The sequence below is a fragment of the Streptococcus mitis genome, from assembly GCF_946190065.1.
Classification (GTDB): domain Bacteria; phylum Bacillota; class Bacilli; order Lactobacillales; family Streptococcaceae; genus Streptococcus; species Streptococcus mitis_DE.
The window spans coordinates 25,058-46,867 of record NZ_CAMHZD010000017.1 but is presented as its reverse complement, the minus strand read 5'-3'; the positions used below and the strand labels follow the sequence as shown (position 1 = coordinate 46,867).

Here is a 21,810-nt window from a genome sequence, read left to right as displayed (position 1 = left end):
AAAAGGAAAACTATGTACGAATATTTAAAAGGAATCATTACCAAAATCACTGCTAAATACATTGTTCTTGAAGTCAACGGTATCGGCTATATCTTGCATGTGGCCAATCCTTATGCCTACTCAGGACAGGTTAATCAGGAGGCTCAGATTTATGTGCATCAGGTTGTGCGTGAGGACGCCCATCTGCTTTATGGTTTTCGCTCAGAAGACGAGAAGAAGCTCTTTCTCAGTCTGATTTCGGTGTCTGGGATTGGGCCTGTATCAGCTCTTGCTATTATTGCTGCTGATGACAATGCTGGCTTGGTTCAAGCCATTGAAACCAAGAACATCACCTACTTGACTAAGTTTCCTAAAATTGGTAAGAAAACAGCCCAGCAGATGGTGCTGGACTTGGAAGGCAAGGTAGTAGTTTCAGGAGATGACCTTCCTGCCAAGGTAGCAGTGCAAGCTAGCGCTGAAAACCAAGAACTGGAAGAAGCTATGGAAGCCATGTTGGCACTGGGCTACAAGGCAACCGAACTCAAGAAAATCAAGAAATTCTTTGAAGGAACGACAGATACAGCTGAGAACTATATCAAGTCGGCCCTTAAAATGTTGGTCAAATAGGAGTAGAGCATGACAAAACGTTGTTCGTGGGTCAAGATGACCAATCCTCTCTACATCGCTTATCATGATGAGGAGTGGGGCCAGCCCCTCCATGATGACCAAGCATTGTTTGAGTTGTTGTGTATGGAAACCTATCAGGCAGGCCTGTCTTGGGAAACGGTACTAAACAAACGCCAGGCTTTCCGAGAAGCCTTTCATGGCTATCATATTCGAGCAGTCGCAGAGATGACCGATACCGAATTGGAATCCTTGCTGGATAATCCAACTATCATCCGAAATAGAGCCAAGATTTTTGCTACACGCGCTAACGCCCAATCCTTTCTACGGCTACAGGAAGACTATGTCTCTTTTGATGTCTATCTTTGGTCTTTTGTTGAGGGGAAAACGATCGTTAACGATGTTCCCGATTACCGCCAAGCCCCAGCTAAAACACCTCTGTCTGAGGAGTTAGCCAAAGATCTCAAAAAACGAGGCTTCAAGTTCACAGGCCCAGTCGCCGTCTTGTCTTTTCTACAGGCTGCAGGGCTAGTTGATGATCACGAGAATGATTGTGAGTGGAAAAGCAGGAATTAGTGAGTATAGGTAATTAGAATATCTGAGAATATATAAAAAGCTGAGAAACTTTTCCCAGCTTTTTATATATACTATTAGATTTGTTAGAGTGAAGTCAAAAAAGTGATTCCACCTAAAATAACACCGGCTGAATTTGGAATGATTAGTATCCAATCCTTCTTAGGTTCTTTTGTCCATCCATAAATAACCCAGATTAAGCAAGATATAGCAGCTGATAAAGGTTGAAATGGTTGAGCTTTATTTCCCTGTAAATTAGCGATAATTTGAGGTATGTAGGCAATAAATACTATAATTCCAATAAAGGCACCAATAGAACCTACGATTCGATTAATTTTTTGTTTTGTCATATACACCTCCTTCAAAAGGATATCATAGAAATTAGCGAAATGCAATAAATTCAGATACAAATTGTAACGAAAACCAATACAAAAGCACAAAAATAGAGAAACTATTTATTTTTTGTTATAGTCAAAGCGAATGACTTGCTCTTTTGCATCTACGTGGGCGTGGACTCCGAAGGGAATAATGGCTCTTGGAGTTGCGTGGCCGACATTGAGATTATAGACAATCGGGATATTGCTGCCAATGATATCCAATAGTGCCTCTTTATAGTCGTCATAGAAAGTTTCATCCATAGGTTTTCCGACCAGGAGTCCACTGATGCCCTCGAATATGCCAGTGTCTTTTAAAGTTCGCAACATCTTTTTGAAGTCTTCTGGCTCAGGCTTTTCTTCGCTTGTTTCTAGCAAGAGGATCTTTCCTTCCCAGTCTGACAAGTCAGGGAAAAGTTTGTATTCTTGGCAGAGCTCCGTGCTATCTGCGTATCGAGAGTTGTCAAAGATATCGTAGAGGGATTCGAGGCAACCACCGAGGATTTTTCCCTCGAACTGGGCATTTCCTTGCAACAACTCAAAACCGGTATTTGTATGACTGACACGAGGTGTCCCCAGAGCCTTGGGACTGAAGTCAGTCCTTTCATCATACCAAACGTCACTAGAGCGGATTTCTGAGATTCTTCCCGTCTCAATCAATTCTTTAAAGTAGTGAAGGCTATAGGTTAGCATTTCTTTTTCTAATTCACAAATGTCTGCTAAGAAGGATTGACCATAAAAAGTCTTGATTCCTAGTTTATGCAACATGAGATGGTTCATGGTTGTATCCGAGAAGCCAAGAAAAATTTTTTGTTTGATAACCTTTTGTAGTTGGTCATTTTCAAAAAGATAAGGTAGTAGGCGATAGGTATCATCTCCACCGATGGCACATAGGATCATATCGATGCTATCATCAGAAAAGGCATGAATCAAATCCTCTGCACGAGCTTCAGGATGGTCCTTGATAAAGTCTAATCCTTTTAGCGAATGGGGCAAAAAGATAGGATTGAGTCCCAGATCCTTGAGACGTTGGACACCCAAGTCCACTTCGTGTTTGACAAAGTCCTCTCCGATAATGCCACTAGATAAACTAACAACACCAATAGTAGAAACCATATTTCTTCCTCCTAGAAATTGATTGAGCCTATTTTATCATAAAAGATGGGAGAAAACTATAGGGAAAAGGGTAGAGGGAAGCTTGTAGGCAAGCAAGTGAAAAAGCAACCGCACCTGCAGTTGCTTTTATGATTCTTCTTAATAGCGTGTTGGTCCTGCACTTGCGCTACGGATATTCAAGCGTTTCTTGAGATAGAAGCGAAGAGCTAGGAGGGCTGCTCCGATAATAGCCAGTGGCAATGGAGCAAGTACTGGGTTAAGGCTAGCTGGTAGGAAGCTTGTTGCAAAGAAGACAAGCAGCCAAAGGAACATAGAAGCTAGGATAACCAGTACAGATTTCCAGAAAGGTGGACGTTGGCTGCGGTCCATATCTGGTCCATAGTATTGGTAAACAAAGTAGTACATCAAGTAGAAGGCAAATCCACCAACAAGTCCAACTAATAGGAGAGTGACAAATCCATAGCCGAAAGCTTGATCTGCCGCAAAGAAGGTTGTGAGGGCGCTGACAAGGGCAAAGAGGCTAGTGATGAAAAGAGCTGAGTCCATAATCATGAGTTTCGGATCATCATTTTCTTTTGGATGCTCTTTTTCATATTGCTCCTTAACAGTGAAGCTGTGCGCCCAGTGGGTCGGTGCGCCGTAGAGGGAACGAGCAGTCGTACCCTTGGCTTGCTCTTCAAGGATTTGGGGAATAACTTCCTCAAAAATAGCCTTGATTTCAGCGTCTGTTTTCCCATCTTTGATGAATTGTTGGGTAGCGATGTGGACAAACTCTTGGTTTTTCTTGGTTAATTTTTGTAGATCAATCTGAGACATAGGAACTCCTCTTAGAACCATTTTTTATGGATGAGATAGAGAGTGAGCGAGACACTCATAGCAAAAGCGATAAAGACGATTAACCAGAAGGCATTCGGCTCGCCGTTTAGGGGGATTTCATTATCCTTAAAGTTCATCCCGTAGGCAGAAAAGACCATGGTTGGGATGGACATGACGATGGTCACAAGGGCCAAGGTTTTCATGATGTTGTTCTGGTTGTTGGAAATGATAGAGGCGAAGGTCTCTGTCATAGAATGCAAGACGTTTCCATAAATGTCTGCCATCTCGATGGCCTGTTGGGTTTCAATCAGGGTATCTTCAAGCAGGTCTTCGTCCTCAAGGTATTTCTTGATATTGCTGGTTGAGCTGGTCAATTTCTTAATCACACGCTCATTTGTTTTGAGGGAAGCCTTGAAATAGACGATAGTTTTTTCCAATTCCATGAGCTCAATCAATTCTTCATTACGAGTTGATTGATGCAGTTGACTTTCGATTTGTTCACTCTTACGGTCAATCGAACGAAGGGCTGTTAGGTAAAGCTCTGCATTGCGATAGAGAATCTGGAAGATGAAACGCGAACGCATGAAGGTATAGAAATTACGCAAACGACGGTTGATAAAGACATCAAGGACTGGTAATGGTTCCAAACACGTAGTGATAATGGTTTCCTCGGTGATGATAATACCAAGAGGGATGGTTACGTAGTAGGTGCGGTTATTTCTTTCCTCTGTGACCGGCACGTCAACGATAATCAGGGTATACTCGTCTTCAATGGTAATACGAGACATTTCTTCCGCATCGAGCGGTGCTCGAAGGTCGGCAATATCGATATCGAAGGCGTTGGCGATTTCGAGTGATTCATTTTGAGTTGGATTGACGAGATTGATCCAAGTACCCGGTTCAAGTGTATCGATCTCTTTAAATTCAGTTGTTGTAGAGAGAAAAACTTGTTTCATATCCCTTATCCTTTCTCATTTTTCAGATTTTTTCACACCGTACTATTATACTACAAATTAAGTCTTTTGGGTAATAGAATCTCACTTTTTTTGGTATAATGGTAAGCAATAATGGACTAGAAAGAACAAAAATGCAAGATAAAATTGTCATTCATGGGGCGCGTGCCCATAATTTAAAAAATATTGATGTGGAGATTCCGCGAGACAAGTTGGTTGTTGTGACCGGTTTGTCAGGTTCAGGGAAATCCAGTCTGGCCTTTGATACCCTCTATGCGGAGGGGCAACGTCGCTATGTGGAGAGTTTGTCAGCCTATGCTCGTCAGTTCTTGGGGAATATGGAGAAGCCTGATGTAGATGCTATTGATGGTCTCAGCCCAGCTATTTCTATCGACCAGAAAACGACTAGTAAAAACCCTCGCTCGACGGTGGGAACAACGACTGAAATCAATGACTATCTGCGTCTCCTCTACGCACGTGTGGGGACGCCTTACTGTATCAACGGGCATGGAGCTATCAAGGCCTCTTCAGTGGAGCAAATCGTGGATAAGGTTTTAGAATTGCCTGAACGCCAGCGCTTGCAGATCTTGGCCCCTGTCATCCGCAAGAAAAAAGGCCAACATAAGAGTGTTATCGAGAAGGTTCAGAAAGATGGGTATGTCCGTGTCCGTGTGGATGGGGAAGTCTATGATGTGACCGAAGTGCCAGAGTTATCTAAGAGCAAGCAACACAATATTGATGTCGTGGTTGATCGTATTGTTATCAAGGAGGGCATTCGTAGTCGTCTCTTTGATTCTATTGAGGCTGCCCTTCGTATCGCAGAAGGCTATGTCATTATCGACACCATGGACGATTCTGAGTTGCTCTTCTCTGAGCATTATGCCTGTCCAGTTTGTGGCTTTACTGTTCCAGAGTTAGAGCCGCGTCTCTTCTCCTTCAATGCTCCTTTTGGTTCTTGTAGTGAGTGTGATGGCTTGGGCATCAAGCTGGAGGTGGATACTGATTTGGTAGTGCCAGATGCCAGCAAAACCTTACGTGAGGGAGCCTTGGCTCCGTGGAATCCTATCTCATCCAACTACTATCCAAACATGCTAGAGCAGGCTATGACAGCCTTTGGAGTGGATATGGATAAGCCTTTTGAGGACTTGTCAGAAGAAGATAAGAACTTGATTCTCTACGGCTCAGATGGTAAGGAATTCCATTTCCACTATGAGAATGAATTTGGTGGCGTGCGCGATATCGATATTCCTTTTGAGGGAGTTGTTAATAATATCAAACGTCGCTACCATGAAACTAATAGTGACTACACTCGCACCCAGATGCGCCTTTACATGAATGAGCTGACCTGCGGAACCTGTCATGGTTACCGTCTCAATGACCAGGCCTTGTCTGTCCGTGTTGGTGGTGCGCAAGGACCACATATCGGAGAAATTTCAGACCTGTCTATCGCAGACCACTTGGAGTTAGTGAGCCGGTTAACCTTGTCTGAAAATGAAACTATTATTGCTCGTCCCATTCTCAAGGAAATCAAGGACCGTTTGACCTTCCTTAATAACGTGGGTCTTAACTATCTGACTCTGTCTCGTTCGGCAGGAACCCTTTCAGGTGGGGAAAGTCAGCGTATTCGTTTGGCAACCCAGATTGGTTCTAACCTATCAGGCGTCCTCTATATCTTAGACGAGCCATCGATTGGGCTCCACCAAAGGGACAATGATCGTTTGATCGCCAGTCTCAAAAAGATGCGCGACTTGGGCAATACTCTCATCGTGGTAGAACACGATGAAGATACCATGCGTGAGGCTGATTATCTGATTGACGTTGGTCCTGGTGCAGGTGTTTTTGGTGGGGAGATTGTTGCTGCAGGTACGCCCAAACAGGTGGCTCGTAACAGTAAGTCTATCACAGGCCAGTATTTGTCAGGCAAACGTGCGATTCCAGTACCAGAAGAGCGACGTGTCGGAAATGGTCGTTTTATCGAAGTGACAGGAGCGCGAGAGAACAACCTGCAAAATGTTACTGCTCGCTTCCCACTAGGAAAATTTATCGCAGTGACAGGTGTGTCGGGCTCAGGGAAATCAACCTTAATCAACAGCATCCTCAAAAAAGCTATTGCCCAGAAGCTCAACCGTAATTCAGACAAACCTGGTAAATTTAAGACTATTACAGGGATTGAGCATGTTGATCGTTTGATTGACATTGACCAGAGCCCTATAGGACGAACGCCAAGGTCTAACCCTGCTACCTATACGGGAGTTTTTGACGATATACGTGACCTCTTTGCTCAGACTAATGAAGCCAAGATTCGAGGCTACAAGAAGGGGCGTTTCAGTTTCAATGTCAAGGGTGGTCGCTGTGAAGCCTGCTCAGGTGACGGGATCATCAAGATTGAGATGCACTTCTTGCCAGATGTTTATGTGGCTTGTGAGGTCTGCCACGGAACCCGCTACAACAGTGAAACCCTAGAAGTTCACTACAAGGAAAAAAATATTTCACAGGTCTTGGACATGACGGTCAACGATGCGGTGGAATTCTTCCAACATATTCCGAAAATTCAACGTAAACTTCAGACTATCAAGGATGTGGGACTGGGCTATGTGACGCTAGGTCAACCAGCTACCACTCTTTCTGGGGGAGAAGCCCAGCGTATGAAGCTGGCTAGCGAACTCCACAAACGCTCGACAGGCAAGTCATTCTATATTCTGGATGAACCGACGACAGGGCTTCATACTGAGGATATCGCTCGCTTGCTCAAGGTTTTAGCTCGCTTTGTTGACGATGGCAATACAGTCCTTGTCATTGAGCACAATCTAGACGTTATCAAGACAGCAGACCATATCATCGACTTGGGACCAGAGGGCGGTGTCGGCGGTGGAACTATCATCGCAACAGGAACTCCAGAAGAAGTAGCGGCCAATGAAGCCAGCTACACAGGACATTATTTGAAAGGAAAGTTACATCATGAATAAACGCGTACAAGCATTTCTAACTAAAATGCAAGAAAAAGAACTGGATGGCATTATCATCAACAATCTTAAAAACGTCTATTACTTGACTGGTTTTTGGGGTTCAAATGGAACAGTATTCATCAGCCGTGACCGTCAGGTCTTGGTGACAGACTCTCGCTATATCATTGCAGCTAAGCAAGAAACCAGTGGGTTTGAGATTGTGGCTGACCGTGATGAATTGGCTGTCATTGCAGGCATTGTTAAGGACATGGGCTTGTCTCGAATCGGTTTTGAAGATGAGATTTCAGTTTCTTATTATCACCGTATGCAGGCAACCTTTGAAGGAATTGACTTGCTTCCACAAACTCAGTTTGTCGAAGGTCTTCGAATGATTAAGGATGAAGCGGAGATTGCAGCTATTCGCAAGGCTTGTTCTATCTCAGACCAAGCTTTCCGCGACGCGCTTGACTTTATTAAGCCAGGAAAGACTGAGATTGAGATTGCCAACTTCCTTGATTTCCGCATGCGTGAGTTGGGAGCATCTGGCTTATCTTTTGACACTATCTTAGCTAGCGGAATCAACTCTTCTAAGCCCCATGCCCATCCAATGCACAAACCAGTGGAGCTGGGAGAAGCCATTACCATGGATTTCGGATGTCTTTATGACCACTATGTCAGTGATATGACACGGACTATCTATCTGGGGCATGTCAGCGACGAGCAGGCAGAGATTTACAATACGGTTTTGAAAGCCAACCAAGCCTTGATTGACCAGGCTAAGGCAGGATTAGGTTTCCGAGACTTTGACAAAATTCCTCGTGATATTATCATCGAGGCTGGCTATGGCGACTACTTTACCCACGGCATTGGCCACGGTATTGGGCTGGATATTCATGAGGAACCATACTTTAGCCAAACTTCTACAGAAACTATTAAGGCAGGTATGACCTTGACCGATGAGCCAGGTATCTATATCGAAGGCAAATATGGCGTTCGTATCGAGGATGATATCCTGATTACAGAGACAGGTTGTGAATTGTTGACCCTAGCTCCAAAAGAGTTGATAGTTATCTAAGAGTTAAACAACTCAAATGATTGACTTTTAAATTTTAAAGGTTTATACTGAAAAACGAAAACGGTAGGTGAGGCTACCATAGGGATACGGATGACTACCGCAAAGCAGTGGAGACACTACTCGTTGGTCAACAGTCCTGGTCGCGAAGGCCAAGACTAAGCTCATTACATTGCCCTATGGAGTTAAAGCTTGAACGAAAAACAGATAATTAGTTTTTTAATCCTGCCATTTTATGGTGGGATTTTCTACTGTTTAAATCAAAGAAAGGAGATAGACGATGCAAATTGACGATCATCCGGAACCGCACATACACAGCCAATCGCTGATTTGTGTCGTTCTGCCCTTATAAAGTGATTGGTCTCTGTGTATGAAACACATCATTCATACAGATAGGAGAAACCAATGAAAACTACAAAAGAAAGATTAGCAACAGCTATTCATACATCTTTAAACGAAACTCTCTCTTTTTATAAGACAAGTCTAACAGGCTTGACTGAGGAGCAGGTGGAGAAAAATCGTGACCTATATGGCGAAAATACCATCACAAAGGGTCAAGAAGACAGTATCCTCAAAAAGATTTACGAATCCATTATCAATCCTTTTACAATCATCTTACTGGTCATCGCCGTGATTTCCTTGGTGACCAATGTCTGGTTGGCAAAACCAGGTCAAGAAGATCCGACGACTTCTATTATCATCGTTGTCCTAGTCCTCATTTCTGGTGGCATACGCTTTGTCCAAGAACTCCGTAGTGATAAGGCTGCGACCAATCTATCAAAAATGATTGTCAACACAGCGACTGTCATTCGTCAAGGAGAAATCCAAGAAGTACCTATCGATGATTTGGTAGTGGGTGACGTGGTTAAATTAAGCGCTGGAGACATGATTCCAGCAGATCTTCTTTTATTTGAGTCGCGTGATTTCTTTGTACAACAGTCGGGCTTGACAGGTGAAAGTGAATCGGTTGAAAAATTGGCCTTGACCAAGGCAACAGTTCAACAATCTGATAGTCTGCTAGAAGCAGAAGCGCTCGCCTTTATGGGAACCAATGTCTTGTCTGGTAGTGCCAAGGCTGTGGTTTTAGCAGTTGGTGATGATACCATGATGGGGGCCATTGAGCAGACTTTGAACACCTATGACGAGCCTACTTCGTTTGAGCGGGAGATGAATAGTATTTCGTGGCTCTTGATTCGTTTGATGCTGGTCATGGTGCCCATCGTTTTCTTGTCCAATGGTTTAACAGATGGAGATTGGTTAGAAGCTGGCGTATTTGCTTTGAGTGTTGGTGTTGGATTGACACCTGAGATGCTTCCTATGATTATCACGGCCAGTCTAGCAAAAGGCTCCATTATCATGGCCAAGGAAAAAGTGGTTATCAAGAAACTCAATGCCATACAGGATTTAGGGGCGATTGATATCTTGTGTACGGATAAAACCGGAACCCTCACTCAAGACGAAATTGTTCTTGAATATCCTTTGGATATACATGGAGATTTGGATTTGACCGTCTTGAGACGAGCTTATCTCAATTCTTATTTTCAAACGGGCTTGAAAAATTTGATGGACAGAGCCATCATCAAACGGACTGAAAAGGAAGCAAAAGAACACACCCTCTTGCAAAATCTGGCTCAAACTTTTCAAAAAATAGATGAGCTTCCCTTTGATTTTGAACGTAGACGGATGAGTGTTATCGTTAAGGATGAACACGAAGTTGTTAGTTTGGTAACCAAGGGTGCCCTAGAGGAAATGTTGACGATTTCCAGTCATGCGGAATACCAAGGAGTGATTACTCCCTTGACAGATGCTATTAGAGAAGAAATTTTAGCAGAAGTCAGACAACTCAATCAACAAGGTTTGCGTGTCTTGGGAGTAGCCTATAAGTCAGGTTTGAGGGAAGGACATGCCTATACAGTTGATGATGAAGGGGATATGATTCTAACTGGTTATTTAGCTTTCCTAGATCCTCCTAAACCATCTGCAGCACCAGCAATTAAGGCACTGTTAGAACATGGGGTTCAAACAAAGATTCTGACGGGAGACAATGAAAAAGTTACCCAAGCAGTTTGTGAAAAGGTTGGATTAGATATTAATCAGATGCTGTTAGGGTCTGAAATTGACCAGATGAGTGATCAAGAATTGGCTCAAGCCGTAGAGGAGGTAACAGTCTTTGCCAAACTTTCTCCTGACCAAAAAGCAAGGATTATTTTGCAATTTAAGGCTAACGGTCATGCTGTCGGCTATATGGGAGATGGGATCAATGATGCTCCTTCTATGAAAGTTGCAGATGTGGGGATTTCTGTTGATACAGCAGTAGATATTGCCAAAGAAACAGCTGATGTTATCCTACTTGATAAGGATCTAATGGTGCTTGAAAAAGGACTTGTTGAAGGTCGTAAGGTCTATGCCAATATGACCAAATATATCAAAATGACAGTGAGTTCTAATTTTGGGAATATCTTATCCCTATTGGTCTCTGGAATCTTTTTGCCATTTTTACCAATGGCACCAGTCCATTTGATTATCCTAAATCTAGTCTATGATTTGTCTTGTATTGCCTTGCCTTTTGATAAGGTGGATAAAGATTTTTTGAGAAATCCGCATACTTGGGAAGCTAAGTCCATCACACGTTTCATGGTTTGGATGGGGCCTATATCTTCTGCCTTTGATATTTTGACCTTTATTTTGCTCTATTTTATCATTGTACCCATGACGACAGGTCAAGCCTATGTCCATGGAGCGGAGTCTGCCGTAGGATTTATTGTCTTGTTTCAGACAGGTTGGTTTATTGAGTCCATGTGGTCACAGACCATGGTTATCCATATGCTGCGTTCAGCTAAAATTCCCTTTTTACAAAGTCGTCCAGCTTGGCTAGTCCTTGTGACAACCTTATTGGCTGCAGCCTTTGTGACCTTCCTTCCCTACAGTCCACTATCTAGCCTTCTCCATCTAACTCCTTTAAAACCGATTTATTTCATCTTCTTACTTTTCATCATTATTTTGTATATGATTAGCGTGACAATTGTGAAAAAAATCTATATCAAGAAATATCAAGAATGGCTGTAAATTTCATTTTGTCAAGAAAAAAGTACGAAAATGACGAAAAAAGTCAAAAAAATTTAAAAATAGGTCGCAAGTCGGATGTTTTTTATGGTATAATAGACTAAACTGATAGTAACATGTAGCGAAAGGGGTAGGTACATGATTAAAATTTATACAGTCTCAAGTTGTACTAGCTGTAAAAAAGCAAAAACCTGGCTCAATGCCCACCAGTTAAGTTATAAAGAACAAAACCTTGGTAAAGAAGGAATTACGAGAGAAGAATTACTGGATATTCTAACCAAAACAGATAACGGAATAGCCAGCATCGTTTCGTCTAAAAATCGCTATGCCAAAGCCCTTGGAGTGGATATTGAAGATTTGAGCGTCAATGAAGTTCTCAATCTGATTATGGAAACACCGAGAATTTTAAAGAGCCCAATTCTTGTAGATGAAAAACGCCTGCAAGTTGGCTATAAGGAAGACGATATTCGTGCCTTCCTACCACGCTCTGTCCGTAATGTAGAAAATGCAGAAGCACGTTTGCGTGCAGCTCTATAAACATCAAGGCTGGGAGCAACTCCCAGTCTTATTTTAATTTCAAAAAGAAAGAAGAAAGAAATGAAAAAAATAGTTCTTGTTAGTCTAGCTTTCCTTTTTGTCCTAGTTGGTTGCGGACAGAAAAAAGAAACTGGAACAGCTACAAAAACAGAAAAGGATACGCTTCAGTCGGCATTGCCAGTTATTGAAAATGCTGAGAAGAATACAGTTGTGACCAAGACTTTGGTCTTGCCCAAGTCAGATGATGGTAGCCAGCAAACCCAAACCATTACATACAAGGACAAAACTTTTTTGAGCTTAACGATTCAACAAAAACGTCCAGTTTCTGATGAGTTGAAGACTTATATCGACCAACATGGAGTGGAAGAAACTCAAAAAGCTCTTCTCGAGGCGGAGGAGAAGGATGAGTCTATCATAGAAGCTCGCAAATTAGCAGGATTTAAGCTTGAAACCAAACTATTGAGTGCAACAGAACTTCAAACAACAACTAGTTTTGATTTTCAAGTTTTGGATGTCAAGAAGGCTTCTCAGTTAGAATATTTGAAGAACATTGGTTTAGAAAATCTCTTGAAGAATGAACCAAGCAAATATATTTCAGACAGATTGGCAAATGGCGCGACAGAACAATAGAAAATCCAAATAAATAGACTGCCTGATTTGTAGAACGTAAGGAATTATGCTATAATAGTAATATTCTAAGGAAAGAGGGTGTTAGAATGGGATTTACTGAAGAAACAGTACGTTTTAAATTGGACGATTCCAATAAAAAAGAAATTAGCGAAACTTTGACTGATGTTTATGCTTCGTTGAACGATAAGGGCTACAACCCAATTAACCAAATCGTAGGTTACGTATTGAGTGGAGACCCTGCCTACGTTCCTCGTTATAATAATGCACGAAATCAAATCCGTAAGTATGAGCGTGATGAAATCGTTGAGGAATTGGTCCGCTACTACCTTAAAGGACAAGGAGTCGATCTATAACCTATGAGAATTATGGGATTGGACGTCGGTTCAAAAACGGTAGGGGTGGCTATTAGCGATCCGCTCGGTTTTACGGCTCAAGGACTTGAAATCATCCAAATCAATGAGGAACAAGGCCAATTTGGTTTTGACCGAGTTAAGGAGTTGGTTGAAGCTTACAAGGTGGAACGATTTGTAGTGGGCTTGCCTAAAAACATGAACAATACAAGCGGACCGCGCGTGGAAGCTAGTCAAGCCTACGGAGCAAAGCTAGAAGAGCTTTTTGGTTTGCCAGTAGACTATCAAGATGAACGCTTGACAACAGTTGCCGCTGAGCGCATGTTGATTGAACAAGCAGATATTAGTCGTAACAAGCGCAAGAAAGTCATTGATAAATTAGCAGCTCAGCTGATTTTACAAAATTATTTAGATAGAAAATTTTAATACAAAGGAGAGGCTATGTCACACGATCATAACCACGACCACGAAGAACGTGAACTAATCACACTAGTAGATGAACAAGGAAACGAAACCTTGTTTGAAATCCTTTTGACGATTGATGGAAAAGAAGAATTTGGTAAAAACTATGTTCTTCTAGTACCAGTTAATGCAGAAGAAGACGAAGACGGACAAGTTGAAATCCAAGCTTACTCATTCATCGAAAACGAAGATGGAACAGAAGGTGAATTGCAACCAATCCCAGAAGACTCAGAAGACGAATGGAACATGATTGAAGAAGTCTTCAATAGTTTTATGGAGGAGTAAAAACGTCCGGGGGACGTTTTTAGCCCTGCTTTTAGAAAAAAGAAAGAGCAGGCAGTCTGGGAGACTGTATCACCCCAACTCCTAGAAATTGGGAAGAGTTGGAACGTCCAGTGGACGTGTTTAGCCTGACGCTAAAAATAAAAACCGTCAGTAAGTTCGGGGGATGTTTTACCCCACGTTAACTTCATAGTAGCTAGTTATTAGCTAACCAGGTGAGAGGTCGGGACGAAAATCCTGGCCTCGTTTTTGTTAGTTATGAGACTTTATTGAGGCAGTTGATTGAACCTGTAATTAAGGAGATGTATATGTTTGAAGTAGAAGAATGGCTCCATAGTCGGATTGGTTTGAATTTTCGATCAGGTTTGAGCCGAATGCAGCAAGCGGTGGATTTGTTAGGAAATCCCGAGATGTCTTACCCTATTATCCACGTCACTGGGACTAATGGGAAAGGTTCTACCATTGCTTTTATGAGGGAGTTATTTATGGGGCATGGCAAAAAAGTTGCGACCTTTACCTCCCCTCATATCGTCTCCATCAATGACCGAATCTGCATTAATGGAGAACCTATAGCAGACTCAGACTTTATCCGTTTAGCTGAGCAGGTCAAGGAGATGGAAAAAACACTTCTGCAAACTCATGACCAGTTGTCCTTTTTTGAATTGCTGACCTTGATTGCTTTTCTTTATTTTAGAGAGCAAGAGGTGGATTTGGTTTTATTAGAAGTGGGAATTGGTGGCTTACTTGACACAACCAATGTGGTAATTGGAGAGATTGCTGTCATCACCTCCATCGGACTTGACCATCAGGAGACTCTGGGTGACAGTATAGCAGCAATTGCAGAGCAGAAAGCTGGTATTTTTAAGGCTGGTAAAAAGGCAGTGATTGCTAAGTTGCCTTCAGAAGCTAGGCTTGTTTGTCAGAAAAAAACAGACTCTTTAGCTGTTGACCTTTATCAGGCAGGTCAGGATTTTTCAATGCTGAATGGGGATTTTTCAAGCTCTTTGGCTTACCTTTCACAGTTGAAAATAGGTTTGGAAGGAGCTTATCAGCAGGAAAATGCGGCCTTGGCGTTGCAAACGTTTCTTCTTTTTATGGGAGAAAGAAAGGAAGCTGTTGATGAACAGGTTGTAAGACAGGCTTTGGAGAAGACCCATTGGGCTGGGCGTTTGGAGCGTATTCGTCCTCAGATTTACTTGGACGGTGCTCATAACCTTCCTGCCTTGGCTCGCTTGGTTGAGTTTATTAAAGAAAAAGAGCAGGAAGGTTATCGTCCTCAAATCCTATTTGGAGCCTTGAAACGGAAGGATTATCAAGGGATGTTGGCTTATCTGACTGAAAAATTGTCTCAGGTGGAACTCAAGGTGACCGGCTTTGACTATCAAGGTTCTTTGGATGAAACAGATGTAACAGGTTACGATATAGTTCCTTCTTACCGAGAATTTATTAGCAATTTTGAAGCAAGAGCAGGTGCCCAGGATTTGTTGTTCGTTACAGGGTCTCTCTATTTTATCTCAGAAGTACGGGGCTACTTGCTGACCCATGAGCAGATGAATTGACCTCCTTTTTTGAACTTGTTATACTAGGGAAACTACTAGTTAGAGGGAAAAAATTCTGTAAATTGGTAGCAGAAAGGAAATTTATCATGAAATTAAAAAGATTCACACTTTCTCTTGCTTCTCTAGCAAGTCTTAGTCTTTTAGTAGCTTGTTCACAAAGAGCACAACAAGTTCAACAACCAGCAACTCACTCGCAAACACAACAAACTCAGCAATCACAATCTGCTGCTTCATCTTCTACAGAAAATAGCAGCCAGGCAGCAACAAGTTCTTCACAAAATGCTCCTGAGGCTCAACCAACTGATATTGATGGAACCTATACCGGTCAGGACGAGGGAGACCGTATCACTTTAGTGGTAACTGGTACAACGGGCACCTGGACACAGGTAGAAACTGACGGAGATCAAGAAATCAAGCAGGTTAGCTTCGATGCCGCTAATCAACGTATGATTATTGGGGATGATGTCAAGATTTATGCAATCAATGGAAATCAGATGATTATCGACGATATGGATAGAGAAGCGTCTGATCGCATTGTTTTATCAAAATAGACTAGAAGGAGACTGGTTTTGTCAGTCTCTTTTGTTTTTACGCAGAAAAATGATTATAAATACTTGCCTTCTACCGAATACCTGAGTTATACTAGTATCAATTACCTGTTTTTAGCATTCATACTCTTCGAAAATCTCTTCAAACCACGTCAGCTTCCATCTGCAACCTCAAAACAGTGTTTTGAGCAACCTGCGGCTAGCTTCCTAGTTTGCTCTTTGCTTTTCATTGAGTATCAAAATATCAAGGAGGGGATATGAAATATAGAAAATTTCAATTATTAATGTCCAAGTATGGCTTTAGTCTTTCGATTATGCTGCTTGAACTTTCTCTTGTTTTTGGTCTCTTTCTTTACTTAGGGCGTATGGCTCCTATTCTATGGGTTATTCTCTTAATCTTTATGAGTATGGCGACTATTGTCGCAATTGTCAATCGTTCAATGACACCTGATAGTAAAGTAATGTGGTTAGTGGTAACTTTTGTTCCTGTCATCGGACCCTTGCTCTATCTGATGTTTGGTGAAAGGCGATTGTCCAAAAAAGAAATCAAGCAGTTGGACAAACTTGGTTCTATGCATTTTCGGGAGGATAACAGTAAAGCTCTCCGCCAGAAATTGAAGGAAGATGATAAGGCGGCTTACGGAGTTATCAAATCTTTGCTAAGTATGGATAGCAATGCCGATGTCTATGATCGAACAGATTCACAATTCTTTTCTTCGGGTGAAAGCATGTGGCAACATATGTTGGAAGACCTCAAGAAAGCTGAGAAATTTATCTTTCTAGAGTACTATATTGTCGAAGAAGGTTTGATGTGGAATAGCATACTAGATATACTAGAGCAAAAGGCAGCTCAGGGTGTAGAGGTCAAGATGCTCTATGATGATATCGGCTGTATGGCGACTTTGCCTGGAGACTATACTATTCAACTTCGTAGTCGAGGAATTGAAGCCCATAAGTTTAACAAGGTGATTCCTCGTTTGACGGTGGCTTACAACAATCGGGACCATCGTAAAATCCTTGTCATAGATGGTCAGGTAGCCTATACAGGAGGCATTAACTTAGCCGATGAGTACATCAATCATATAGAACGCTTTGGCTATTGGAAGGACAGTGGGATTCGCTTAGATGGCCCTGGTGTCAAGGCTCTAACCCGTCTTTTTTTGATGACTTGGTACATCAATCGTGGGGAAATCAGCGATTTTGACCAGTATCACCTGGAAAATCAGCCTTGTTCTGGCCAAGGGCTCTGCATTCCTTACGGTAGTGGACCCAAGCCCATCTTCCGTACTCAAGTAGGGAAAAAAGTTTATCAAAGTTTGATTAATCAGGCTACTGATTCAGTCTATATCACAACACCCTATTTGATTATTGACTATGATTTAACTGAGAGTATTAAAAATGCAGCCATGAGGGGTGTTGATGTCCGCATCGTGACTCCTTTCATTCCGGATAAAAAATTAATCCAGCTCATAACAAGAGGAGCCTATCCGGATCTTTTGTCAGCAGGAGTCAGGATTTTTGAGTATAGTCCAGGCTTTATCCACAGTAAACAAATCCTAGTGGACAAGGACTTTGCTGCAGTTGGAACGATTAATTTAGATTATAGAAGTTTGCTTCATCACTATGAAGATGCAGTTTTGCTATATAAAACGGCATCAATCACAGAGATTCAAAAAGATTTTGAGGAGATTTTTTCAGTATCTCAAGAAATTTTCCCTCATACGATAAAAAATAGCTGGTATCAAAAATTGATTAAGGAAATTGCCCAGTTATTTGCCCCAATCTTATAAGAAATCTAGGACTTAGGACACAACCCAGTCCTATTTTTCTTGCCTTTTACGAATAGAAAGATAGAGGGGGAATGATGCTGACTCAGAAAGAATTGGATTATATCATGTCATTTAAACAGACGCATTTACACCGATTTCGGGAAATTGAAACCTTTGTGAAACTATGCAAAAAATCACTCAAACAGCCATCGCAAGCTGACAATTTTAGGTCTTTTTGATATACTAAGACAGATAAATTGAATAGGAGAAACGACATGGCTGTATATGGCAGAATCGAAGAAGTATCCGAAACGATACAGAGTAATGACATTGAAAATAGATTGGATAGGAACCTTGAATCTCATGTAGAAAAAGAAGAACAGGTAGCTTTCCCGTTTTTCAGACTCATCATTGGAAGTACGATTGCAACGTTTTTTTCTGTGGTGATACCTTTACTTTTAGATATGGTAAGTCCCTCTCAGGCGCAGGATTTGTATATAGGGTGGGCTTGGCATCAGGGAGGACAGCTCTACAGTAGCTATTATGCTAGTCACGGTCTTATTTATTACTTGCTACTTTACATCACCCAAGGAGGCATTCTTTTTGCCTTGGTAGAATGGCTAGCCCTCTTAGGAGGAGGTTATTTCCTCTTTTCTTCAACTGACTATCTGACGGGACAAAGGGAGCAAGCCAAGCAACTCTTAACCATATTTTATATTTTGGTATCCGGTCTCGGTTTTGGAGGAGGATATGCTACGATTTTAGCTTTGCCATTTCTGTTTGCAGGATTTTCGTTCATAGCAGCTTATCTATCAAATCCTAACCATGACAAGGGATTTCTACGTCTGGGGATTTTCTTGGCCCTATCATTTTTCATAGAGCCTCTTACAAGTCTTTTCTTTATTGCAGTAGTAACGATTGGTTTATTTGTCTTTAATGTTGGGCATGGCCGCCTTGCTCATGGAGTTTATCAGTTTTTTGCAGCAGCACTTGGCTTTTCTATCATCTTTTACCCAGTAGGATATTATGTTCTTGCTTCAGGTGGTTTTGGAGAGGCTCTAGGGAGTCTTTTATATCCGATTGATTCCCTTCAGGTCTTGAATCCTCAACTAATGGATAATGTTGTATTCTATGGTTTGTTGACCTTTGGTTTAGGAGCTCTCTTCCTTGTTTTTCTAGGATTGTTCCAATCAAAGGCATCAAGATTATATGTTATTTCAGTACCAGCTAGTTTTACTTTCTTATTTGTATTAGCCTTGTTGCTTTTTTCTCAAGAACCTCTTCACGGTTCGCGTTTGATTCTAATCCTTCCATTTTTACTCCTTCTTTTGATGACCAGTATTCGTGGGAAACATTCAGCTAGAGGAGCTCGTCGTCGGAGAAGAGAGGAAGTTCCTACTCTATGGAAAAAATTCATGAAAGGGAATCTCTACTTACCGATCCTAGTGGTGGTTTATCTGATTGCAATTCCTTTTGTAGCTCGTTTTGTCTTGCATCCAGCTTCTTATAGAGAACAACATCAAGTGGTAGATAGAGTCAAACAAGAGACGAGTGATGGTGACCAAATCTATATTTGGGATTCACATGTTCAGATGTATAAAGAAAGCCAGCGTTTGGCTGGATCCATGTTCCCATCACCTCTTCTTTACACGAGTACAGAAGAGAATAAAACTAGTTTAATCAATGACTTGAAAGAAAACCAACCTAAGGTGATTGTGGTGAATGATAAGGTAGCAGTCTGGTCTGAAGTGGAAACAATTTTGAAAGAAAATTACCAACAAGTAAAGACTGATTACTCAGAGTTTAAAGTCTATAAAATTAAATAACAAAATCAATATCTTGTGTATTTTTAAAAATTTTAGGATTTTTAACACAAGATATTGATTTTTCTTTTTAGAGTGGTATAATACTTTTTAGAAAGAACATTTTAGAAAAGAGCATGCATATGATTGCACTAGAAGAAAAAATTACAATTTTGCCAACTCTCTTCGTTGAAAAACGAGATGGGAGACGTGTTGTATTTGATGTGGACAAGATTGACAAGGCTCTCCACAAGGCGGCTGACAAGGTTATGGATGTGACACCCTTGGTCGAAAAACGCCTCAATGCTTTGACCGAGCGAATTGTCACAGAAATTCATAGTCGCTTTCCAAAGGGAGTTAAGATTTACGAAATCCAAAATATCGTAGAACATGAACTCCTTGAAGCTAAAGAATATGCGCTGGCTGAAGAGTATATCACTTATCGAACACAGAGGGATTTCGAGCGATCAAAAGCGACAGATATTAACTTTAGTATCCATAAACTTCTCAACAAAGATCAGGCAGTTGTCAATGAAAATGCTAATAAAGACAGCGATGTCTTTAACACCCAGCGTGATTTGACAGCAGGAATTGTTGGAAAGTCAATCGGACTGCAAATGCTTCCTAAGCACGTAGCCAATGCCCACCAAAAAGGGGATATCCACTATCACGATTTGGACTACAGTCCTTATACACCTATGACCAACTGCTGTTTGATTGATTTCAAGGGGATGTTGGAAAATGGTTTTAAGATTGGAAATGCAGAGGTAGAAAGTCCCAAGTCTATCCAGACTGCGACAGCTCAGATTTCCCAAATCATTGCCAACGTTGCTTCTAGCCAGTATGGAGGCTGTTCAGCTGACCGTATCGATGAAGTCTTGGCGCCTTATGCAGAGAAGAATTACCAAAAACATCTCAAAGATGCAGAAGAGTGGGTTTTACCTGAAAAACGGGAAGATTACGCTTGGAAGAAAACTCAAAAAGATATCTATGATGCCATGCAATCTCTTGAGTATGAAATCAACACCCTCTTCACTTCAAATGGGCAAACACCTTTCACTTCGCTAGGTTTTGGTCTAGGAACTAATCGTTTTGAGCGGGAAATTCAAAAAGCTATCTTAAACATTCGCATTAAGGGCCTTGGTTCAGAACACCGTACAGCCATCTTCCCTAAGCTCATTTTTACGCTAAAAAGAGGTCTTAACTTGGAAGAAGGGACTCCCAACTACGACATTAAGCAGTTGGCTCTTGAGTGTGCAACCAAGCGGATGTACCCAGACGTCTTGTCTTACGATAAGATTGTTGACTTGACAGGTTCCTTCAAGGTGCCTATGGGTTGCCGTTCGTTTCTTCAAGGTTGGAAGGATGAAAATGGTGTAGAAGTCAATTCAGGCCGTATGAATCTGGGTGTTGTGACAGTTAACCTACCTCGTATTGCTCTTGAGTCTGAGGGCGACATGAATAAGTTCTGGGAAATCTTCAACGAGCGGATGAATATCGCTGAAGATGCTCTTGTTTATCGTATCGAACGCACTAAAGAGGCGACACCAGCCAATGCTCCTATCCTTTATCAATACGGTGCTTTTGGCCATCGTCTAGGTAAAGAAGAAAGTGTTGACCAGCTCTTTAAGAATCGTCGTGCGACAGTTTCGCTGGGTTACATCGGTTTGTACGAAGTAGCGACAGTTTTCTTTGGAAATAGCTGGGAACACAATCTAGAAGCTAAGGAATTTACGCTGGATATCATTCGCGATATGAAACGCCGTGTAGAAGAGTGGTCTGACCAATATGGCTACCATTTCTCTATCTACTCAACACCATCTGAAAGTTTGACAGACCGTTTCTGCCGACTAGATACAGAGAAGTTTGGTTCTATTCCTGATATTACAGACAAGGAATACTACACTAACTCTTTCCACTACGATGTTCGTAAAAATCCAACACCATTTGAAAAATTAGACTTTGAGAAAGTCTATCCAGAAGCAGGTGCGTCAGGTGGTTTCATCCATTATTGTGAGTATCCAGTCCTTCAGCAAAATCCAAAGGCCTTGGAAGCTGTCTGGGACTATGCCTATGACCGTGTCGGCTATCTAGGGACCAATACACCAATCGACCGTTGCTACAAGTGTGACTTTGAAGGGGATTTTGAACCAACTGAGAGAGGATTTGCTTGTCCAAACTGTGGAAATAGCGACCCTAAAACAGTAGACGTTGTTAAACGGACTTGTGGCTATTTAGGCAATCCTCAAGCGAGACCTATGGTCAATGGGCGTCACAAGGAAATCGCTGCGCGTGTCAAACACATGAATGGCTCAACGATTAAAATAGCTGGCCATCAAGTAACAAATTAGAAAGA

Annotated in this window: 19 protein-coding genes and 1 riboswitch; of the genes, 15 read left to right on the top strand and 4 right to left on the bottom strand. The window is 41.7% G+C overall.

Translation table 11 applies throughout. The features are described 5' to 3' along the window. Positions 1–12: 12 nt before the first annotated feature. Complete coding sequence (gene ruvA / locus OCF96_RS08095) at positions 13–606, top strand: Holliday junction branch migration protein RuvA (RefSeq protein ID WP_033685590.1); 594 nt, start codon at positions 13–15, stop codon at positions 604–606. Between the two features lie 9 nt (positions 607–615). Beyond that, positions 616–1,179 (top strand): DNA-3-methyladenine glycosylase I, encoded by a 564-nt coding sequence (locus tag OCF96_RS08090; RefSeq protein ID WP_261446876.1) that lies wholly within the window; start codon positions 616–618, stop codon positions 1,177–1,179. Positions 1,180–1,262: 83 nt separating this feature from the next. On the opposite strand, the gene OCF96_RS08085 is transcribed toward OCF96_RS08090, so the two are convergent. From OCF96_RS08085 to OCF96_RS08070, 4 genes are all read right to left on the bottom strand, one after another. Beyond that, a complete protein-coding gene (locus tag OCF96_RS08085; protein ID WP_000166114.1) occupies positions 1,263–1,526 on the bottom strand; it encodes a SemiSWEET family transporter in 264 nt (87 codons plus the stop codon). Positions 1,527–1,631: 105 nt separating this feature from the next. Further along, positions 1,632–2,666 (bottom strand): S66 family peptidase, encoded by a 1,035-nt coding sequence (locus OCF96_RS08080; RefSeq protein WP_261446875.1) that lies wholly within the window; start codon positions 2,664–2,666, stop codon positions 1,632–1,634. Positions 2,667–2,804: 138 nt separating this feature from the next. Then, positions 2,805–3,482 (bottom strand): DUF1129 domain-containing protein, encoded by a 678-nt coding sequence (locus OCF96_RS08075; RefSeq protein WP_000078011.1) that lies wholly within the window; start codon positions 3,480–3,482, stop codon positions 2,805–2,807. A gap of 11 nt (positions 3,483–3,493) precedes the next feature. Further along, positions 3,494–4,438: a magnesium transporter CorA family protein gene (locus OCF96_RS08070; protein ID WP_000815623.1), complete on the bottom strand. Its 945-nt coding sequence runs from the start codon at positions 4,436–4,438 to the stop codon at positions 3,494–3,496. A gap of 131 nt (positions 4,439–4,569) precedes the next feature. On the opposite strand from OCF96_RS08070, the gene uvrA reads away from it, so the two are divergent. The 13 genes from uvrA (at position 4,570) to nrdD (ending at position 21,805) form a co-directional block, all read left to right on the top strand. Further along, positions 4,570–7,401, top strand: coding sequence for an excinuclease ABC subunit UvrA (gene uvrA, locus OCF96_RS08065; protein ID WP_261446874.1), 2,832 nt, complete (start codon positions 4,570–4,572; stop codon positions 7,399–7,401). Continuing rightward, positions 7,394–8,455, top strand: coding sequence for a M24 family metallopeptidase (locus OCF96_RS08060; RefSeq protein ID WP_247932515.1), 1,062 nt, complete (start codon positions 7,394–7,396; stop codon positions 8,453–8,455). The genes uvrA and OCF96_RS08060 overlap by 8 nt, the downstream gene beginning before the upstream one ends. Positions 8,456–8,512: 57 nt before the next feature. After that, positions 8,513–8,663: riboswitch (M-box (ykoK) riboswitch) on the top strand. 194 nt (positions 8,664–8,857) lie between these two features. Further along, entirely contained in the window at positions 8,858–11,518 is a 2,661-nt protein-coding gene (mgtA, locus tag OCF96_RS08055) for a magnesium-translocating P-type ATPase (protein ID WP_261446873.1), read from the top strand. 135 nt (positions 11,519–11,653) lie between these two features. After that, positions 11,654–12,052 (top strand): transcriptional regulator Spx, encoded by a 399-nt coding sequence (spx, locus tag OCF96_RS08050; protein WP_000591165.1) that lies wholly within the window; start codon positions 11,654–11,656, stop codon positions 12,050–12,052. 60 nt (positions 12,053–12,112) lie between these two features. Continuing rightward, complete coding sequence (locus tag OCF96_RS08045; protein WP_261027252.1) at positions 12,113–12,682, top strand: SP0191 family lipoprotein; 570 nt, start codon at positions 12,113–12,115, stop codon at positions 12,680–12,682. Between the two features lie 86 nt (positions 12,683–12,768). Continuing rightward, the gene (locus OCF96_RS08040) at positions 12,769–13,035 is read left to right on the top strand and encodes an IreB family regulatory phosphoprotein (RefSeq protein WP_000507059.1); all 267 of its coding nucleotides are present in this window, start codon (positions 12,769–12,771) and stop codon (positions 13,033–13,035) included. 3 nt (positions 13,036–13,038) lie between these two features. After that, positions 13,039–13,458, top strand: coding sequence for a Holliday junction resolvase RuvX (gene ruvX / locus OCF96_RS08035; RefSeq protein ID WP_004269741.1), 420 nt, complete (start codon positions 13,039–13,041; stop codon positions 13,456–13,458). A gap of 15 nt (positions 13,459–13,473) precedes the next feature. Further along, positions 13,474–13,779 carry a DUF1292 domain-containing protein gene (locus OCF96_RS08030; protein ID WP_000017620.1) on the top strand — a complete coding sequence of 102 codons (306 nt, stop codon included), beginning with the start codon at positions 13,474–13,476 and terminating at the stop codon, positions 13,777–13,779. 305 nt (positions 13,780–14,084) lie between these two features. Then, positions 14,085–15,335 carry a folylpolyglutamate synthase/dihydrofolate synthase family protein gene (locus OCF96_RS08025; protein WP_261446872.1) on the top strand — a complete coding sequence of 417 codons (1,251 nt, stop codon included), beginning with the start codon at positions 14,085–14,087 and terminating at the stop codon, positions 15,333–15,335. 86 nt (positions 15,336–15,421) lie between these two features. Beyond that, positions 15,422–15,886 (top strand): SP_0198 family lipoprotein, encoded by a 465-nt coding sequence (locus OCF96_RS08020; RefSeq protein ID WP_033682416.1) that lies wholly within the window; start codon positions 15,422–15,424, stop codon positions 15,884–15,886. A gap of 254 nt (positions 15,887–16,140) precedes the next feature. After that, positions 16,141–17,673, top strand: coding sequence for a cardiolipin synthase (cls, locus tag OCF96_RS08015; RefSeq protein WP_115904525.1), 1,533 nt, complete (start codon positions 16,141–16,143; stop codon positions 17,671–17,673). Positions 17,674–17,927: 254 nt separating this feature from the next. Next, the gene (locus tag OCF96_RS08010; RefSeq protein ID WP_261446871.1) at positions 17,928–19,478 is read left to right on the top strand and encodes a damage-inducible protein CinA; all 1,551 of its coding nucleotides are present in this window, start codon (positions 17,928–17,930) and stop codon (positions 19,476–19,478) included. Between the two features lie 119 nt (positions 19,479–19,597). After that, on the top strand, positions 19,598–21,805 hold the full coding sequence (gene nrdD / locus OCF96_RS08005; RefSeq protein ID WP_261446870.1) for an anaerobic ribonucleoside-triphosphate reductase: 2,208 nt from the start codon (positions 19,598–19,600) through the stop codon (positions 21,803–21,805). Positions 21,806–21,810 lie beyond the last annotated feature (5 nt).